This window comes from Mycobacterium sp. NGS41, assembly GCF_059812725.1.
In genome coordinates, this window is the sequence record NZ_JCALDF010000003.1 from 242,856 (window position 1) to 258,988 (window position 16,133).

The following is a 16,133-nucleotide window of genomic DNA, read 5'->3' on the forward strand; positions in this document are numbered from 1 at the left end:
CCGTGTCACGCGAAGACGTCACAATCGGCATCGACATAGGCACCACGGCAGTCAAAGCGGTTGCCGCCGACGAGAACGGTCGCGTGACGGCGCGGCTGCGGATTCCCCACCAACTGCGGGTGCCGGCGCCGGATCTCCTGGAGCACGACGCCGACGAGTCATGGCGGCGGGGGCCGTTGGCGGCCCTGGATCAACTGGCCCTACCGCCGGAATCGAACGCCCGGGCGGTGGCCGTGGCGGCAATGGTCCCGTCGATGACCGCCGTCGATTCCGGCGGCCGGCCCATCTCACCCGGTCTGCTCTACGGGGACGCCAGGGGCCAAGTACCGGCCGCAGCCGACTTGCCACTGCCCGCCGTGGGCGAGGCCGCCGAGTTTCTGCGCTGGACGGCCGCCCACGCGCCCGACGCGGCCGGTTACTGGCCGGCGGCGGCGGTGGCCAACTACGCCCTGGCGGGGGAGGCGGTGATCGACTCCGCCACCGCGATCACCAGCCTTCCGCTGTTCGACGGGACCGGCTGGAGCCCGGAGGCGTGTGCGGACTGCGGCGTGACGGTTGACCGCATGCCCCGGGTGGAATCGTTCGGGGTGGCTGTCGGGCAAGTGCACGGCACCGATTCGGTGCTGGCCACCGGCGCGGTCGACGCCTTGTGTGAACAGTTCGTCGCGGGTGCCGACCGGGAAGGCGACGTGCTGGTGCTGTGTGGCACCACCCTGATCGTGTGGACGACGATCGCGGGCACCAGACGGGTGCCCGGGCTGTGGACAATCCCGCATACGGTCGCCGGCATGAGCAAGATCGGGGGAGCCAGCAACGCCGGCGGACTATTCCTGGACTGGGTGAATCGCCTTGTCGCACCGGGTGATCCGGCGGGTGATGAGCAGCCTGCGGATCCGCGCCGGGTGCCGGTCTGGTCGCCGTATATCCGCGGCGAGCGCACCCCGTTCCACGATCCCAATCGCCGGGCAATGCTGGACGGACTGGATCTCACGCACGACGCCGCATCCGTGCGGCGGGCGGCCTACGAGGCTTCGGGTTTCGTCGTCCGTCAACTCATCGAACTGAGCGGGGCGCCGGTGGCGCGCATTGTGGCCGCGGGCGGCGGCAGCCGGCTATCGCCCTGGATCCAGGCCATCGCCGACGCCACCGGTCGGCCGGTGGAGGTGTCCGGGGTGGCCGAGGGCGGGGCATTGGGCGCGGCCTTCCTCGCCCGCATGGCGGTCGGTCTGGAAACGACGATCACCGACGCCACGCGCTGGGCGCGGATCGATCGCGTCGTCGACCCACAGCCGGCCTGGGCGTCGGTGGTTGAGGACCGCTATCGGCGGTTTCTCGACCTGAGCGACCAGGCCCCGCGGGGCTAGTGGCGATCGCGAGGGCGGCGTAGCCGGGCGAAGCGGGTCGCCACCATAGGGCCAGTGGCATCTGGCCGAAGTCTGGCGCGAGACCTGGTAAGTCGTTCTAGGCTTAGGCGATGACCGATCACGATCGCACAGCTGTCCGCCGCGAGATCACAGACGCCCTGCTCAAAGCCCTTGAACGTCGCCACGAGATAGCCGATGTCGTGGTGGAGTCGCCGAACAAGGCGGCCGCGGTCAAGGCGATCGTGAAACTGCTCGACACCTCTGAGCAGGCCGCCGAAGCCGTGATGAGCATGAGGTTCGACCAGCTCACTCAGGACGCGCGCACGAAGGTCCTCGCCGAACTCGACGACCTGAACAAACAGCTGAGCTTCGCGCTCGGCGACCGTCCGGCAAGCTCGGGTGAGAGTCTCGAACTCCGCCCCTTCTCCGCGCCGGAGGACCGCGACATTTTCATCACCCGCACCGAGGAGATGCACACCGCCGGCGACGGATCCGGCCGGCCGGCCGGCAACATCGACGACGAGATCCGTGCGGCACTGGACCGCGTCGACGCCGAAGAAGCGGCATGGTTCGTCGCCGTCGATTCCGGGCAGAAGGTTGGCATGGTTTTCGGCGAACTACTTCGCGGCGAGGTCAACGTCCGCATCTGGATCCACCCCGAGCACCGCAAGAGGGGCTACGGCACCGCCGCGCTACGCAAGTCGCGGTCGGAGATGGCGTGGTATTTCCCCGCCGTGCCCCTGGTCGTCCGCGCGCCCGCGGCGAATCCCGGTTAGTCCCCACCAGGCCCATTCCCATAGGCCGAGCAGAGCATGGCAACTTCGACAGAACGGTGGTTCAAGTGAGTCGTCAATGGTATGAGCATCCGTCGCTGGTTCTGCAACTGAAAGCGCTTTCAGGTCTGCGCGACGACCTGCGCAACCATAATTTGTTCGAAGGCGACGGCATTCGCCCCAAGGACGATCTCGGCGAGCCCACCGAGGAAGTCAAGCGGGCGCGGACCCCGGAAGGGACATTCAACGATCTGTCCGATCCGTGGATGGGCTCGAAGGGATCGGGGTTTGGGCGCAATGTCCCACTGGCCAAAACGGTCACCGACACCAAACGGCTACTCGACCCCGATCCGCGGCTTATCAGCCGTCGCTTGATGGCGCGTGACGAATTCAAGCCCGCCGGAATCATCAACGCATTGGCGGCCGCCTGGCTGCAGTTCGAAAACCACAACTGGTTCTTCCACGGTGACGGTGTGGCGGACAAGACGATCGACATTCCACTGCGCAAGGGCGACGACTTCCCCGAGGACCCGATGCGGATCCGCTGTACCATCCCGCCGCGCGGAGATATCGTGGACGGCTGCCCGGCGCCGGTGTTCGGAAACGTCGAAACCCATTGGTGGGACGGTTCGCAAATCTATGGCAGCGGCAAGGAACGTCAGGCCGAGGTCCGTACCTTCGTCGACGGCAAGATCAAGGTCGGCGGCGACGGCAGGCTCCCGAAGAGCGATATACCCGGTATCGACCTCACCGGCATGCGGGAGAACTGGTGGGTCGGTGTGGGTCTGCTGCACACCTTGTTCGCGCGCGAGCACAACGCCGTCTGTGACGCGCTGAAGAAGGCTTACCCCAGCTTCGACGACCAACGCCTTTTCGAGGTCGGCGTGTTGGTGGTCTCGGCGCTGATCGCCAAGATCCACACGGTGGAATGGACAACATGCGTGCTGCGCCACCCGGCGCTGCAGATCGGCATGAACGCCAACTGGTTTGGCGCACTCGGCGAGACGTTCAAAGACCGGATCGGCCGCATCGGTGACAGCGAGGCGCTGTCCGGCATCATCGGCTCGTCGGCCGATCACCACAGCGCCGCGTTCTCGCTGACCGAGGAGTTCGTATCGGTCTACCGCATGCACCCGCTCATTCCCGACGACTGGAACTTCTTCTCGCTGGAAACCGGTGAGCACCTCGAAAAGCGCGACTTCACCGAGCTGCAAGGAGGTTTCACGCGCGACTTCATGGACCGCATGGAAATGGGGGACATGTGGTACTCGTTCGGTCTGGCCAGTGCGGGCGCGGTCTGCCTGCACAACTATCCGAACGCACTGCGCCGGCTTACCCGCGTCGACGGGCAGATCACCGACCTTGCCACCCTGGACATCGTGCGCGACCGGGAACGTGGCGTGCCGCGCTACAACGACTTCCGCGAGGCCATCCGGATGCCGCGCCGCAAGTCCATCGACGAGATCACGCCGAACAAAGTATGGGCCGCCGAAATCAACGAGGTCTACAACGGCGACGTGGATTCCGTCGACCTGCAGATCGGCATGCAGGCAGAGCAGCCACCGAAGGGTTTCGGGTTCTCCGACACCGCATTCCGCATCTTCATCCTGATGGCATCGCGCCGACTGAAGAGCGACCGATTCTTCACCAACGATTTCCGCCCCGAGGTGTACACACAGGTCGGATACGACTGGGTGAACCATACGACGATGAAAGATGTTCTGCTGCGCCACTATCCGGAACTACAGCCGGTGATCGGCGACGCGGAGCGGGTTTTCGCGCCATGGCCGAAGCTAGGCGCAGCGGTAGAGGGCAAGAAGCACCCCGTGCTGCGTCTTGCCGACTCGGTCCGCGCGTACATGCCGTGGGGCGGGTAAGTCCGTGGCCGACTTTCCGCACGCGTCCGTCCTGGAGGGCCTGCGTTTCACCGCCCAGATCGGCGCTCCCAACATCATCCTCGGACTTTTCAGCAAGCGGGAAGTCCCCACCCGGGTCGCCTCGATTGTGGCCGCCGACTACCTCGGTTACCGGTTGGTGGACGGAATGGTGCGCAGCTACGGGCCGGGACCGTTCTACGTCCGTGTGGCCCGCGACGAGGCGCTGCTGGTCCATCATCCCGACGACTTGCGATTCGTGCTCGGCGGCTCCCCGGATCCCTTCGCCTCCGACCCGGACGCCAAACGCAAAGGGATGACCGCGTTTCAGCCTGAGGCGCTGACGATTTCGCGGGGCCAGGAGTGGCAGGATCGCCGCAAGTTCGCCGAGGCCGTACTCGACACGGACAAGCCGTTGCATCGGCTCGCCCAGCCATTCGTCGATGTGGCCGCGCAAACCGCACAGGAACTCGCATCGGGCACCATCCGCTGGCAGAACTTCAACGAGGCGTTCCAGCGCATGACCCGGCGAGTGGTGTTCGGTGCCGCGGCCGCCGACGACACCGAGTTGACCGAGCTGCTGGGCGAGCTGATGTCGGCAGGTAATCGCATGCCCGGTGAACCCGCGCCGCGCTACGACGAGTTCATCTCCCGCATCGAGAGCTACCTGTCGGACCCCGGAGCGGACAGCCTGGCCGCGCTGATACCGCAGGCGCCCGATCCGGGCGTGTCACCAGCCGGCCAGCTCGTGCATTGGCTGTTCGCGACCGGAGACACGTTGGCCGCCAACGCGTTTCGCACGTTGGGCGTGCTGTCGACGCACAGTGAGCAGCTGCGTGAGGTGAACGCCGAGATGGCCGGCGCCGACATCGGCTCGGCCACCGGCATCGCCAAGCTTGAATACCTGGCCGGGTGCCTGTTCGAGGCGATGCGGCTTTGGCCCACCACCCAGCTGTTCGGCCGGGTGACCGCTCGTGACGTCGAGTTCCCCAACGGCGCCGTGTTGCCCGAGGGCCAGCAGGTGCTGATCTACAACGTGTTCAACCACCGCAACCGCGAGCGAATCCCGTACGCGGACAAGTTCTCGCCGGGCGAATGGGTCAGCGGGGACGCCGGCGACGACTGGTCGTACAACTTCTTCAGCCACGGCCCGCAGGGCTGCCCGGGTGCCGGACTGGCGATATTCCTCGGGCAGGCGGTCCTGGCCCACCTGATCGACGCCGGCGCGACCCGCTGTTCCGGAAACCGCCTGAACCCCGGCAGACCGTTGCCGCATGGTTTCGACCTGTATGGCTTCAGCGTGGCCACCACGTCGGCGGAGGACTGACTAACAGCCGAGGCTGGTCAAGTCGAGGCCGATACGTACCTGATATCGCCGAAGGCGACCATCGATGGCTCGGTCGGGAACTCAAAGCCGTTGTCGGCGTAGAGCTCTGGTGTACTGCGCACCGTCACCTGCCAACCGCGATCCGCCAGGTACCCCGCGACATCGTTGCGTTCGCCGTCGTAAATCAAGTCGGCCCAGTTCAGATTCAACCCAAGGCGCCGCCATCGTTCGCTGATCTCGCGGCCCCGCTTCTCGAGACGGTTGCGAATGTCCGGAACATAGCCGGTGCCCAGCCTGCTGCCGGGGGCGCTGAGCCGGGTGATGTGGTCGAACAAGCGGTCCTGGGCGTCCGGCGGTAAGTACGCCAGCAATCCTTCGGCGATCCAGGCCGTCGGCTTCGTCGGGTCAAATCCGCTGTCGCGCAGCGCACCCGGCCAATCGTCGCGCAGGTCGACCGCGACCGCGCGGTGATCGACGGCCGGTGTTGCCCCCAGGCCGGCCAGGGTGCGGGCCTTGAACTCGATCACGCGGGGCTGGTCAACTTCGAAGAGCACGGTTTCGGCCGGCCAGGTCAGCCGATACGCGCGGGTATCGAGTCCGGCGGCCAGGATGACGGCCTGGCGTACGCCGGCGGCTGTGGCGGTCAGAAAGAACGTGTCGAAGAACCGGGTGCGGACCGCCATTCCTTCACTGAGCCGCTGCGGAGTGAACGCGGGATCGTCTTCGGCGAGCTCGATGTCGCCGTCCATCATCCGGATGAATGCGTCGACGCCGACGGCTCTCACCAGTGGCTCGGCGAAGGGATCGTCGATCAGTGGAGTGGGCCCTTTGGAGGCCATCGCTCGCCGGGCAGCGACCGCCGTGGCGGTTGCCCCCACGCTGGACGCCAGGTCCCAGCTGTCGCCGTCGGATCGTTTGGCACCGGCATCGGTATCGCTCATCGAAACAGTCCTATGTGCGCGTCGCGGTGACGGCGGCGATGCTGCGGAACTGGGCCGCTTCATCGTCGTCCGGGAAAGTGCGGCCGTAGTCGGCGAACATGTCCCGACGCGGCCGGGTGGTGACTTGCCAGCCTTGATCGTCCAGGTACTCAACGACATTGCTGCGCTCGCCGTCGTAGAACAGTCCGGACAGGTCGATGTCGCACCCCAGATTGACCCACCGCTGGTTGAATTCCTGTGCGCGTTGCGACATTGTCACATCGGAGCCGGACGACTCCGGGTGGAATTCGGTGGCCAACTTACTCCCGGGCGCGCTGAGCTCGGTGATCTTGTCGAACAGTCGGTCCTGAGCTTGCGGCGGAAGATACATCAGCAAGCCTTCCGCGCTCCATGCAGTGGGTTTCGTATCGTCGAATCCACTGCCGCGCAACGCGGCCGGCCAGTCTTCGCGCAGATCGATGCTGACGGCCCGGCGATCGGCGACCGGAGCAGCGCCCAGGGCGGACATGGTGGCGCTCTTGAACTCGACGACTTTGGGCTGATCCACTTCGAAGACCACACTGCCGTCCGGCCAGGACAGCCGGTACGCCCGCGCGTCGAGGCCGGCGGCCAGAATCACGAATTGGCGAATGCCCGCGCGGGCCGCGTCGAGGAAGAATTCGTCGAAGAAACGGGTCCGCACCGCCATCGAGTCGGTCTCGAACTGCAAGTCTCGTTCGGCGTCGCTGGCATCCACCGTTGGGCTAATCTCGCCGTCGACCAGGCGGGTGAAGAAGTCGAGACCGACCGCACGCACCAACGGAGCCGCGAACGGGTCGTCGATGATCGGGTTGGTCTCCTCGGTGGCCAGCGCACGCGCGGCGGCCACCATCGTCGCCGTAGCACCGACACTGGAAGCCAGGTCCCAGCTGTCCCCAGGGGATCGTGGTGAGTCAGTGCGTGTCATGGTGCTCCCTCTCGATGAGCGCGCGTTGGATATTTAGCAAATGTAATGAGCTACCCGAAACTCTACCCGCTTCCGCTGCTTCCCCGACGGCCCTGAAAGGACCAGCCCAGACCAGCTGTTAGTCTCGTACACGGTTTGACGCGCGACGCCGTACGTCGTGACCTGCGGGTGTTGGGCGCGTAACTCAGGATGACCCCGGGCTGCGCAGGAGGAAAATGCTTTCGGCTTTCATCTCGTCGCTGCGGACAGTCGACCTGAGACGGAAGATCCTGTTCACGCTGGGCATCGTCGTTCTGTATCGCGTCGGCGCCGCGCTGCCGTCGCCGGGCGTCAACTACGCGAACGTGCAGCAGTGCATCAAAGTGGCCACCGGTGGCGAGGCCGGTCAGATGTACTCGCTGATCAACCTGTTTTCCGGCGGTGCGCTGCTGAAGGTGACGGTGTTCGCGGTGGGGGTGATGCCCTACATCACCGCCAGCATCATCGTGCAGCTGCTCACCGTGGTCATCCCGCGCTTCGAAGAGCTGCGCAAAGAAGGTCAGGCCGGCCAGGCCAAGATGACCCAGTACACCCGTTATCTGGCGATCGCGCTGGCCATCCTGCAAGCCACCAGTATCGTGGCACTGGCGGCCAGCGGCCAGCTGCTGCAGGGCTGCCAGGAAGAGATCATCTCCGACCAGAGCATCTTCGGCCTGGTCGTCATCGTGTTGGTGGTGACGGCCGGTGCCGCGTTAGTGATGTGGATGGGTGAGCTGATCACCGAACGCGGTATCGGCAACGGGATGTCGCTGCTGATCTTCGTCGGTATCGCCGCGCGCATCTACCCCGAAGGCAAGCAGATCCTGGATAGCCGCGGCGGACCCATCTTCGCCGCCGTATGCGGGGCCGCGCTGCTCATCATCGTGGGGGTGGTGTTCGTCGAGCAGGGCCAGCGCCGTATCCCGGTCCAGTACGCCAAGCGCATGGTGGGCCGGCGCATGTACGGCGGCACATCGACCTACCTGCCGCTCAAGGTCAACCAGGCCGGCGTTATCCCGGTCATCTTCGCGTCCTCGCTGATCTACATTCCGCATCTGATCACCCAGCTGGTCCGAAGCGGCGGCAGTGGCCGGGCGGCCAACAGCTGGTGGGACAAGTTCGTCGGGACGTACCTATCTAACCCGAGCGATCCGGTCTACATCGTCATCTACTTCGGGCTCATCATCTTCTTCACCTACTTCTACGTGTCGGTCACCTTCAACCCCGACGAACGGGCCGACGAGATGAAGAAGTTCGGCGGCTTCATCCCAGGCATCCGGCCGGGCCGGCCGACCGCCGACTATCTGCGCTTTGTGTTGAGCCGCATTACGCTGCCAGGCTCGATCTACCTCGGCGTGATCGCGGTGCTGCCTAATCTGTTCCTTCAGATCGGCAACGGCGGAGGGGTCCAGAACCTACCCTTCGGGGGGACGGCCGTTCTGATCATGATCGGTGTCGGTTTGGATACGGTCAAACAAATAGAGAGTCAGCTCATGCAGCGCAATTACGAAGGGTTCCTCAAGTGAGGGTTGTTTTGCTGGGACCGCCGGGAGCGGGCAAGGGGACCCAGGCCCAAAAGCTCGCCGAGAAGCTCGGAATCCCGCAGATCTCCACTGGCGAACTGTTCCGGCAGAACATCGAGGACGGCACCAAGCTGGGCCTTGAGGCCAAGCGCTATCTGGACGCCGGTGATCTGGTGCCCTCGGAGCTGACCAACCAGCTCGTCGACGACCGGTTGGACCGTCCCGACACGGCCAACGGTTTCATCCTGGACGGGTATCCGCGCTCACTGGAGCAGGCCAAGGCGCTGCACGAGATGCTCGAGCGCCGGGGCACCGACATCGACGCGGTGGTGGAGTTCCGCGTGTCACAGGAAGAGCTGTTGGAGCGACTCAAAGGGCGAGGCCGTGCCGACGACACCGAAGAGGTGATCGTCAACCGGATGAAGGTCTACCGCGACGAAACCGCGCCGCTGCTGGAGTACTACAACAGCGAGCTGAAGACCGTCGACGCCGTCGGAAGTCTCGATGAAGTCTTCGCGCGCGCGTTGCAGGCACTAGGGCACTAACCATGAGTGCTTTGGCACGACTGCGAAGTCGCAGGGTCGTGCCGCAGCGCAGCGCCGGCGAGCTGGACGCGATGGCCGCCGCCGGTGCCGTCGTCGCGGTCGCGCTGAAAGCCGTCCACGCCGCCGCTGTTGCCGGGGTATCGACCCTCGGGCTCGACGAAATCGCCGAGTCGGTGATCCGCGAAGCGGGCGCCACACCGTCGTTCCTGGGCTATCACGGTTACCCGGCCTCGATCTGCGCATCGGTCAACGACCGCGTGGTCCACGGCATCCCGTCGGCCTCTGAGATCCTCGCGGCCGGTGACCTGGTCTCCATCGATTGCGGCGCGGTCCTGGACGGCTGGCACGGTGATGCCGCGATCACGTTCGGCCTCGGGATCCTCGACCCGGCCGACGAAGCGCTGTCGCAGGCCACCAGAGAATCGCTGGAAGCCGGAATCGCGGCCATGGTTGTCGGTAATCGGCTGACCGATGTCGCACACGCCATCGAGCTGGGCACGCGGGCGGCGGAGGTCCGCTACGGACGGGCGTTCGGGATCGTGGAGGGGTATGGGGGCCACGGCATCGGCAGGCATATGCACATGGATCCGTTCCTGCCCAACGAAGGCTCGCCTGGGCGCGGTCCGCTGTTGGCGGCCGGGTCGGTGCTGGCCATCGAGCCGATGCTGACCCTGGGAACCGGCAAGACGGTGGTCCTCGATGACGAATGGACGGTCACCACCGCCGACGGGTCGCGTGCGGCACATTGGGAGCACACGGTGGCGGTGACCGAGAGCGGACCGCGTGTCCTGACCCTCGCCTGAACTAAATACGTGCTCGGCTCGTATTTATTGCGGGAGGTGATCGAGTGGCTCGGGTTGCCGGCGCGGTGGCTGCAGAAGCCGCTCTGATGAAGGCGCTCTACGACGAGCATGCCGCCGTCTTGTGGCGCTACGCGCTGCGGCTGACGGGCGATGCGAGCCAGGCCGAGGACGTGGTCCAGGAGACGCTGTTGCGGGCGTGGCAACATCCGGAGGTGGTCGGCGACTCAGAACGCTCGGCGCGGGCGTGGCTGTTCACCGTCGCTCGCAACATGATCATCGACGATCGGCGCAGCGCGCGATTCCGCAATGTCGTCGGTTCGACCGACGAGGTGGGCGCGCCCGAGCAGTCCACGCCGGACGAGGTGAACGCGGCGCTGGACCGGATGCTGATCGGCGACGCGATGGCCCAGTTGTCCGCCGAGCACCGGGCGGTCATCGAACGGTCTTACTACCGCGGATGGACCACCGCGCAGATTGCCACCGACCTTGAAATCGCCGAAGGAACAGTGAAGTCGCGACTACACTATGCGGTACGGGCATTGCGGCTCACTCTGCAGGAACTTGGAGTAACCCGATGACAGCTGGGTTTTTCTGGAAGCTCAATTTCGGGCTCATCCGGCTGGCGATCGGCTCCGAATACTTGAGGGTGACGGGAGAAATGACATGAGGACGCCGCTTCGGGGAATCGGCCCGCCGGGTGACACACCCGGTGACAGAGAGATACGTGACCTGACGATGGGTGATGACCACTACGCGACGTGGGACGCCGCGTACGTGCTGGGGTCACTTTCTCCCGCCGAGCGACGCGAATTCGAGTCGCACCTGACCCAATGCCCGCAATGCCGGGAGGCCGTCGCGGACCTCAGTGGCGTGCCGGCGCTGCTTTCGCAGCTCGACCGTGAAGAAGTGGCCGCGATAGGTGACTCAGGCAGCGGTGCGGGGACTCCTTCGCCGACACCAGCGATGTCACCGGAGTTATTGCCGACGCTATTGCAGAAGGTGCGCTGGCGCCGCCGTCGTACCCGCATGACGACTTGGGCGGCTTCGGCCGCGGCCGCCGTGGTGCTGGGGGTCGGCGTGTTCGTCGGAGTTCAGGGCCACACCGCGACCTCTCCCCAGCAGGTGACGGCATCTTCCCAGCCGATGGCGCAAGTGGGGACTAGCATGCTGGCCTCGACGGTGGCGGTCACCCCCCAGCACTGGGGCACGTTCATCAACCTGCGCTGCGTGTGCCTTGCACCGCTTGAGGCGCACCATGACACGCTGGCGATGGTCGTGGTTGGACGCGACGGCAGCCAAACCCGGCTGGCCACCTGGGTGGCCGAGCCCGGTCACACCGCGACGCCCGCGGGCAGCATCTCGACGCCTATGAACCAGATCGCCGCGGTGCAAGTGGTTTCCGCGGACAACGGTCAGATTCTGCTGCAGCGCTCGCTCTAATTTTTAAGCCGCGGTGAACTGAATGTAGCCGCACGTCGTGTCATTGGCATCGTCTCAACCAATCAGATTTAGGTGAGCAGATGCCAGGTGAGTACCGGGTGGTCGACTACATCGTCGACCGACTGGCCGCAATTGGAATCGACCACATTTTCGGTGTGGATGGCGCCAACATCGAGGACCTCTACGACGCGGCGCATTTCCGGTCCGACATCGCTGCGGTGCTGGCCAAGCACGAATTCTCCGCCGCCACAATGGCAGACGGGTACAGCCGCAGCGGGGCCGGACTAGGTGTCGTAGCAGCGACCTCGGGTGGTGGTGCGCTGAATCTGGTTGCGGGACTGGGCGAGGCTCTGGCAAGCCGTGTTCCGATGTTGGCGCTGGTCGGCCAGGCCCCCACAACGATGGACGGGCTGGGCAGCTTCCAGGACACCAGCGGCCGCAATGGATCGCTGAACGCCGAGGCGCTGTTTTCCGCGGTGTCGGTGTCATGTGAGCGAGTGCTCACACCGGCCGGTATCGCCTCCGCGCTGCCGCGCGCGATCGCGGCCGCGCGCACCGGCGGGCCGGCAGTGTTGTTGTTGCCCAAGGATATTCAGCAGGGCAGCATCGAGATCGCGCGCCGACTCAACGGATATGCCCTTCAGGATCCGCGGCCCATCGGCAATCCCCATCCGATTGTCGGAGTGCTGCGCGACGCGAACGGTCCGGTCACCATCATCGTGGGCGAGCAGGTGGCCCGCGACGACGCTCGAGCCGAGCTCGAGACGCTGCGCGCGGTGCTGCGGGCACGGGTGGCCACCGTCCCCGACGCCAAGGACGTCGCCGGCACGCCGGGTTTGGGGTCGTCCTCGGCGCTCGGCGTGAGCGGTGTGATGGGCCACCCGGGGGTGGCCGAAGCGGTGGCCGCCAGCGCCGTGTGCCTGGTGGTGGGCACCCGGCTGTCGGTCACCGCGCGCGCCGGCCTCGACGATGTGCTGTCGCGGGTGCGAACGGTCTCGATCGGCTCTGCGCCGCCGTACATTTCGTGCACCCACGTGCACACCGATGACTTGCGTGGGTCGCTGCGGATGATGATCCAGGCCTTGTCCGGACGTGGACGACCAATGGGCCTGCGGGTGCCAGATGCGGTGCGGCGCACGGAACTCAAGCCCCCGTCGTACTTCGGGACCGGCGTGCGGTACCGCGACGCCATGGCGGTGCTCGACGGCGCCCTGCCCGACGGGACGGACATCGTGGTCGACGCGGGCAACACCGGCGCGTCGGCGATCCACTACCTGCCCGCGCGGCGTGGTGGCAGATTCGCTGTCGCGCTCGGCATGGGGGGCATGGGCTATAGCTTCGGCGCCGGCATCGGGATGGCGTTCGGACGCCCCAACGCCGGACGTCCCCCCGGGCGCACCGTGGTGATCGCCGGGGACGGAGCGTTTTTCATGCACGGCATGGAGGTGCACACCGCGGTGCACTACCGGCTTCCGGTGACGTTCGTGTTGTTCAACAACAATGCCCACGCCATGTGCGTCACCCGCGAGCAGCTGTTCTACGACGACCTTTACAGCTACAACCGATTCCGGCCCAGCCGACTGGGTGCCGGCCTGGCGGCGATGTTCCCGGGTCTGGCGTCCATCGACGTCGGCGACCTCGACGGCTTCGCCGCCGCGATGCGCGCTGTGCTGGACATCGATGGACCGGCTGTCGTCAGCGTCGAATGTGCTGCCGACGAAATCCCGCCTTTCGCAGCCTTTCTCAGCGGGCCAGCGGACAAAAGACCTGTCAAGGAAACGATTACAACTGCTAAGGAGAACCACACCGATGTCGCTGCCAGCGCTTGACGATATTCAAACCCATCACTTGGCCCAGACCGGCCTCCATGAGGCCATCGACGGTTTGGTCCGGATCGAAAACAGCCCCAGGGAAAAGGCCACCCCGATCATCATGGAGATGATGCGGTCGGTGTACCCGCACGACGAGGTCTTCGGGCAGTACTGCACCGTCAACGATTACGTCGACTGTCCGCCCGACGAGCTATACGCCTACATGGCCGACACCCGCAGCCTCGAGGAGTGGACCTACAGTCTGCGCGGCTTCACCACCACCGACGAACCCGGCCTTTGGCTCGCGTACGACCGGCTCGGCACGGAGACCGAGATCTACACCCGCACCATCGCCGACGAGCAGGCCCGTACCGTCGATTACCACTGCGCATGGGATCAGGGCAAGCACTTGTGGATGATCTATCTGATGCGCGTCATCGACGCCCAGGTGGTCCTCGACAAGCCCGGTTCGGTTGTGCTGTGGACCAATTGCCACCACCCGTTCTATGACAAGAACCCGTATCCGGAGACCGCGCCGGCGCAGCGCCCGGTTTGGGTCGGTGATTTCTGGGACATGTTCGGTCCCGGCCACCTCCTGGAACTGAAGAACCTCAAGGCAATCGCCGAGTATCGGCACCGCAACGGACTGCCGGTGACCCCGAATTGGATGTCCTGAAAAGAAGAAGCGAGAGCACTATGAGCAAGCCGAACGTCAGTCTGATCGACGTTTCCACCTACTTGCCGGGCGAGCCGATCGGCGCGGAGTACTACGCGCAATTCGCCGAGTCCGATGACCTGCGTGACAATCTGATGTTCCGCGCGCCGAAGTTTCGCCACCACGTCGCGCCGGACGAGACCGCGACCGACATGGTGGAGCGTGCGGCGCAGGGGCTGATCGATCGGCATGGCCATGACGTCATCGAGAACGTCGACGTGTTGATCACCCACACCCAGGTGCCGGACATGGCGTTCTACGGCGAAGGTGGGGGCATCGCGCACCGCTTGGGCCTGCGGCCGTCGTGGGTGCTCGACCTGAACAACGGCGGGTGTGCGGCATTCGTGTTGGCGCTCAACGTGGCTCGCAAACTGCTGTCGTCGGGAGCGGGGCACACCGCATTGATTGCCATCGCGGCGAATGCGGCCGGGCAGTTCTTCGATCAGCCCACAATTCGCCGCAAGGCGCAGTCTGCGGTGCCGGGCGACGGGGCGGCGGTGGGCCTGGTCGCGTTGTCCGACCAATCGCCCATCCTCGATGTCGAGTGCCGCACCTATGGCGAGTACGCCGGTGAAATGACTCTTTCTTACGACCCGCCTCGCAAGTGGTGGGCCGCCGGGCACGGCGAGGGCAGCATCGGCTTCACCGAAAGCAAGATCACCAAGGTGCTGGCCCGCGGCAACCGGCAGGTTCCGGAGGTGTCGCTGACAGTTTGCGACCGAATCGGCATGTCTCCCAAAGACGTCGACCTGCTGGTCACCAATCAGCCCAACCGGGTGTTCCTGCGCAATTGGCGCGAAGCGTTGGAGCTGCCCGCCGAACGTCATCGGGACACCTTCGACCAGTGCGGCAACCTTTTCGGTGCGGGCATCCCGGTCAACCTGGACCACGCGATCTCCGACGGGCAGGTCAAGGACGGAGATCTGGTCTTGATGGCGGCCTTCGCGCACGCCGGCGACTTCGCCGGCGCAGCGGCGGTCCGCTGGGGCGGACGCGCCTGATGTCAGCGTTTGCGAGTCCCGCCACCGCCGAAGTCGGCGACACGTTTCCTGACGCTATCGATCCGTTTGCGTTGTCGCTCAACGAAAATCCGTATCCGCCGCTTCCCGCGGTGCGCTCGGCGCTGTATCGCTCGATCGATGCGGCCAACCGGTATCCGGAGTTTCTGCCCGAGCGGCTGCGTAGCCTGATCGCCGGTCGGATCGGTCTGCCCCCGGACCAGGTGGTGCTCGGCGCCGGTGCGACGGGCGTGGTGCTGCAGGCGCTGCAGGCATTGACTGTTCCGGGCGACTCGATTGCCATGGCGTCGCCGACTTTCGACGGATATCCGATCATGGCGGACATGGCGCGGTTGAAGCCGGTGACGGTGCCCCTGGACAAGCACGGCCACAACGATCTCGACGGGCTGGCCGACGCTGCCGCGAATGCCCGCGTGGTGGTGGTGTGCCGGCCGCACAACCCGACCGGCACGCTGGAGCCGACGGCCGAGATCGTGCAGTTTCTGCGCAGGGTGCCGCGCGACACGATCGTCTTGCTCGACGAGGCCTATATCGAATTCGCCGCCCCACAGCACCGGATCGATGTTTGGGGCCTGACTGCGTACTTTCCCAACGTGGTGCTGGTGCGCACCTTCTCCAAGGCGTACGGACTGGCCGGCCTGCGAATCGGCTACGGCGTGGCCTCCGCGGAGCTGGCCAGGACGCTGTGGACGCAGCAGTTGCCGTTCGGCATCGCAATCACCAGCTTGCTCGCGGTCGCGGCTTCCTATGATGCCGAAGATCAACTGCTGCAACGGGTCCGGTCGATCACCGCCGAACGTCGCTATCTACGGCGGCGGTTGAGCGCGATCGGGATATACACACCGGACGCGCATGCGAACTTCGTGTATCTACCGTCCCGCGGCCTGTCGTGGCGTGAGGTGTTCGCCGGCAGCGGGCTGCAGATCCGGTTCTACGCCGACGGCGGCGCGCGAATCACCGTGGGTAGCCGCGAGTCCACACTGGCGGTCCTGGACGCGGTGGCAAAGCCCGCAGCTACCGCAAGCTGAATCCGG

The 16,133-nt window shown here is 65.5% G+C and carries 15 protein-coding genes; 13 read left to right on the top strand and 2 right to left on the bottom strand.

Annotated elements, in window-relative coordinates; genetic code table 11:
- The first annotated feature begins 2 nt into the window (after positions 1 to 2).
- The 4 genes from AC5Y21_RS05055 to AC5Y21_RS05070 all read left to right on the top strand — a co-directional run bounded on the left by AC5Y21_RS05055 (position 3) and on the right by AC5Y21_RS05070 (position 5,338).
- Entirely contained in the window at positions 3 to 1,364 is a 1,362-nt protein-coding gene (locus AC5Y21_RS05055) for a xylulokinase (protein ID WP_499910043.1), read from the top strand.
- 110 nt (positions 1,365 to 1,474) lie between these two features.
- Positions 1,475 to 2,140 carry a GNAT family N-acetyltransferase gene (locus AC5Y21_RS05060; protein ID WP_499910045.1) on the top strand — a complete coding sequence of 222 codons (666 nt, stop codon included), beginning with the start codon at positions 1,475 to 1,477 and terminating at the stop codon, positions 2,138 to 2,140.
- Positions 2,141 to 2,205: 65 nt separating this feature from the next.
- Positions 2,206 to 4,014 (top strand): peroxidase family protein, encoded by a 1,809-nt coding sequence (locus AC5Y21_RS05065; RefSeq protein ID WP_499910047.1) that lies wholly within the window; start codon positions 2,206 to 2,208, stop codon positions 4,012 to 4,014.
- A 4-nt stretch (positions 4,015 to 4,018) separates the two neighbouring features.
- Complete coding sequence (locus AC5Y21_RS05070; protein WP_499910049.1) at positions 4,019 to 5,338, top strand: cytochrome P450; 1,320 nt, start codon at positions 4,019 to 4,021, stop codon at positions 5,336 to 5,338.
- 17 nt (positions 5,339 to 5,355) lie between these two features.
- On the opposite strand, the gene AC5Y21_RS05075 is transcribed toward AC5Y21_RS05070, so the two are convergent.
- Complete coding sequence (locus AC5Y21_RS05075; protein WP_499910052.1) at positions 5,356 to 6,279, bottom strand: class I SAM-dependent methyltransferase; 924 nt, start codon at positions 6,277 to 6,279, stop codon at positions 5,356 to 5,358.
- 10 nt (positions 6,280 to 6,289) lie between these two features.
- On the bottom strand, positions 6,290 to 7,225 hold the full coding sequence (locus AC5Y21_RS05080) for a class I SAM-dependent methyltransferase (RefSeq protein ID WP_499910053.1): 936 nt from the start codon (positions 7,223 to 7,225) through the stop codon (positions 6,290 to 6,292).
- A 215-nt stretch (positions 7,226 to 7,440) separates the two neighbouring features.
- On the opposite strand from AC5Y21_RS05080, the gene secY reads away from it, so the two are divergent.
- The 9 genes from secY (at position 7,441) to AC5Y21_RS05125 (ending at position 16,127) form a co-directional block, all read left to right on the top strand.
- Positions 7,441 to 8,769, top strand: a complete 1,329-nt coding sequence (gene secY / locus AC5Y21_RS05085; protein ID WP_499910055.1) for a preprotein translocase subunit SecY — start codon at positions 7,441 to 7,443, stop codon at positions 8,767 to 8,769.
- The gene (locus AC5Y21_RS05090) at positions 8,766 to 9,311 is read left to right on the top strand and encodes an adenylate kinase (RefSeq protein WP_499910056.1); all 546 of its coding nucleotides are present in this window, start codon (positions 8,766 to 8,768) and stop codon (positions 9,309 to 9,311) included. The genes secY and AC5Y21_RS05090 overlap by 4 nt, the downstream gene beginning before the upstream one ends.
- Positions 9,312 to 9,313: 2 nt before the next feature.
- Positions 9,314 to 10,114: a type I methionyl aminopeptidase gene (map, locus tag AC5Y21_RS05095; protein ID WP_499910058.1), complete on the top strand. Its 801-nt coding sequence runs from the start codon at positions 9,314 to 9,316 to the stop codon at positions 10,112 to 10,114.
- Between the two features lie 44 nt (positions 10,115 to 10,158).
- A complete protein-coding gene (locus AC5Y21_RS05100; RefSeq protein WP_499910060.1) occupies positions 10,159 to 10,692 on the top strand; it encodes a sigma-70 family RNA polymerase sigma factor in 534 nt (177 codons plus the stop codon).
- A gap of 85 nt (positions 10,693 to 10,777) precedes the next feature.
- Positions 10,778 to 11,554: an anti-sigma factor family protein gene (locus AC5Y21_RS05105; protein WP_499910062.1), complete on the top strand. Its 777-nt coding sequence runs from the start codon at positions 10,778 to 10,780 to the stop codon at positions 11,552 to 11,554.
- Between the two features lie 80 nt (positions 11,555 to 11,634).
- On the top strand, positions 11,635 to 13,383 hold the full coding sequence (locus AC5Y21_RS05110) for a thiamine pyrophosphate-binding protein (protein WP_499910064.1): 1,749 nt from the start codon (positions 11,635 to 11,637) through the stop codon (positions 13,381 to 13,383).
- Positions 13,364 to 14,041, top strand: coding sequence for an SRPBCC family protein (locus AC5Y21_RS05115; protein ID WP_499910066.1), 678 nt, complete (start codon positions 13,364 to 13,366; stop codon positions 14,039 to 14,041). The genes AC5Y21_RS05110 and AC5Y21_RS05115 overlap by 20 nt, the downstream gene beginning before the upstream one ends.
- A 20-nt stretch (positions 14,042 to 14,061) precedes the next feature.
- Positions 14,062 to 15,081, top strand: a complete 1,020-nt coding sequence (locus tag AC5Y21_RS05120; protein WP_499910068.1) for a 3-oxoacyl-ACP synthase III family protein — start codon at positions 14,062 to 14,064, stop codon at positions 15,079 to 15,081.
- Positions 15,081 to 16,127: a pyridoxal phosphate-dependent aminotransferase gene (locus AC5Y21_RS05125; protein WP_499910069.1), complete on the top strand. Its 1,047-nt coding sequence runs from the start codon at positions 15,081 to 15,083 to the stop codon at positions 16,125 to 16,127. Before AC5Y21_RS05120 ends, AC5Y21_RS05125 begins: the two co-directional genes overlap by 1 nt.
- Positions 16,128 to 16,133: the final 6 nt, after the last annotated feature.

Coding starts and splice junctions, on each gene's coding strand:
- AC5Y21_RS05060 (WP_499910045.1), top strand. CDS start 1,475: ATGACCGATCACGATCGCACAGCTGTCCGCCGCGAGATCACAGACGCC.
- AC5Y21_RS05075 (WP_499910052.1), bottom strand. CDS start 6,279: ATGAGCGATACCGATGCCGGTGCCAAACGATCCGACGGCGACAGCTGG.
- AC5Y21_RS05080 (WP_499910053.1), bottom strand. CDS start 7,225: ATGACACGCACTGACTCACCACGATCCCCTGGGGACAGCTGGGACCTG.
- secY (WP_499910055.1), top strand. CDS start 7,441: ATGCTTTCGGCTTTCATCTCGTCGCTGCGGACAGTCGACCTGAGACGG.
- map (WP_499910058.1), top strand. CDS start 9,314: ATGAGTGCTTTGGCACGACTGCGAAGTCGCAGGGTCGTGCCGCAGCGC.
- AC5Y21_RS05105 (WP_499910062.1), top strand. CDS start 10,778: ATGAGGACGCCGCTTCGGGGAATCGGCCCGCCGGGTGACACACCCGGT.
- AC5Y21_RS05110 (WP_499910064.1), top strand. CDS start 11,635: ATGCCAGGTGAGTACCGGGTGGTCGACTACATCGTCGACCGACTGGCC.
- AC5Y21_RS05115 (WP_499910066.1), top strand. CDS start 13,364: ATGTCGCTGCCAGCGCTTGACGATATTCAAACCCATCACTTGGCCCAG.
- AC5Y21_RS05120 (WP_499910068.1), top strand. CDS start 14,062: ATGAGCAAGCCGAACGTCAGTCTGATCGACGTTTCCACCTACTTGCCG.
- AC5Y21_RS05125 (WP_499910069.1), top strand. CDS start 15,081: ATGTCAGCGTTTGCGAGTCCCGCCACCGCCGAAGTCGGCGACACGTTT.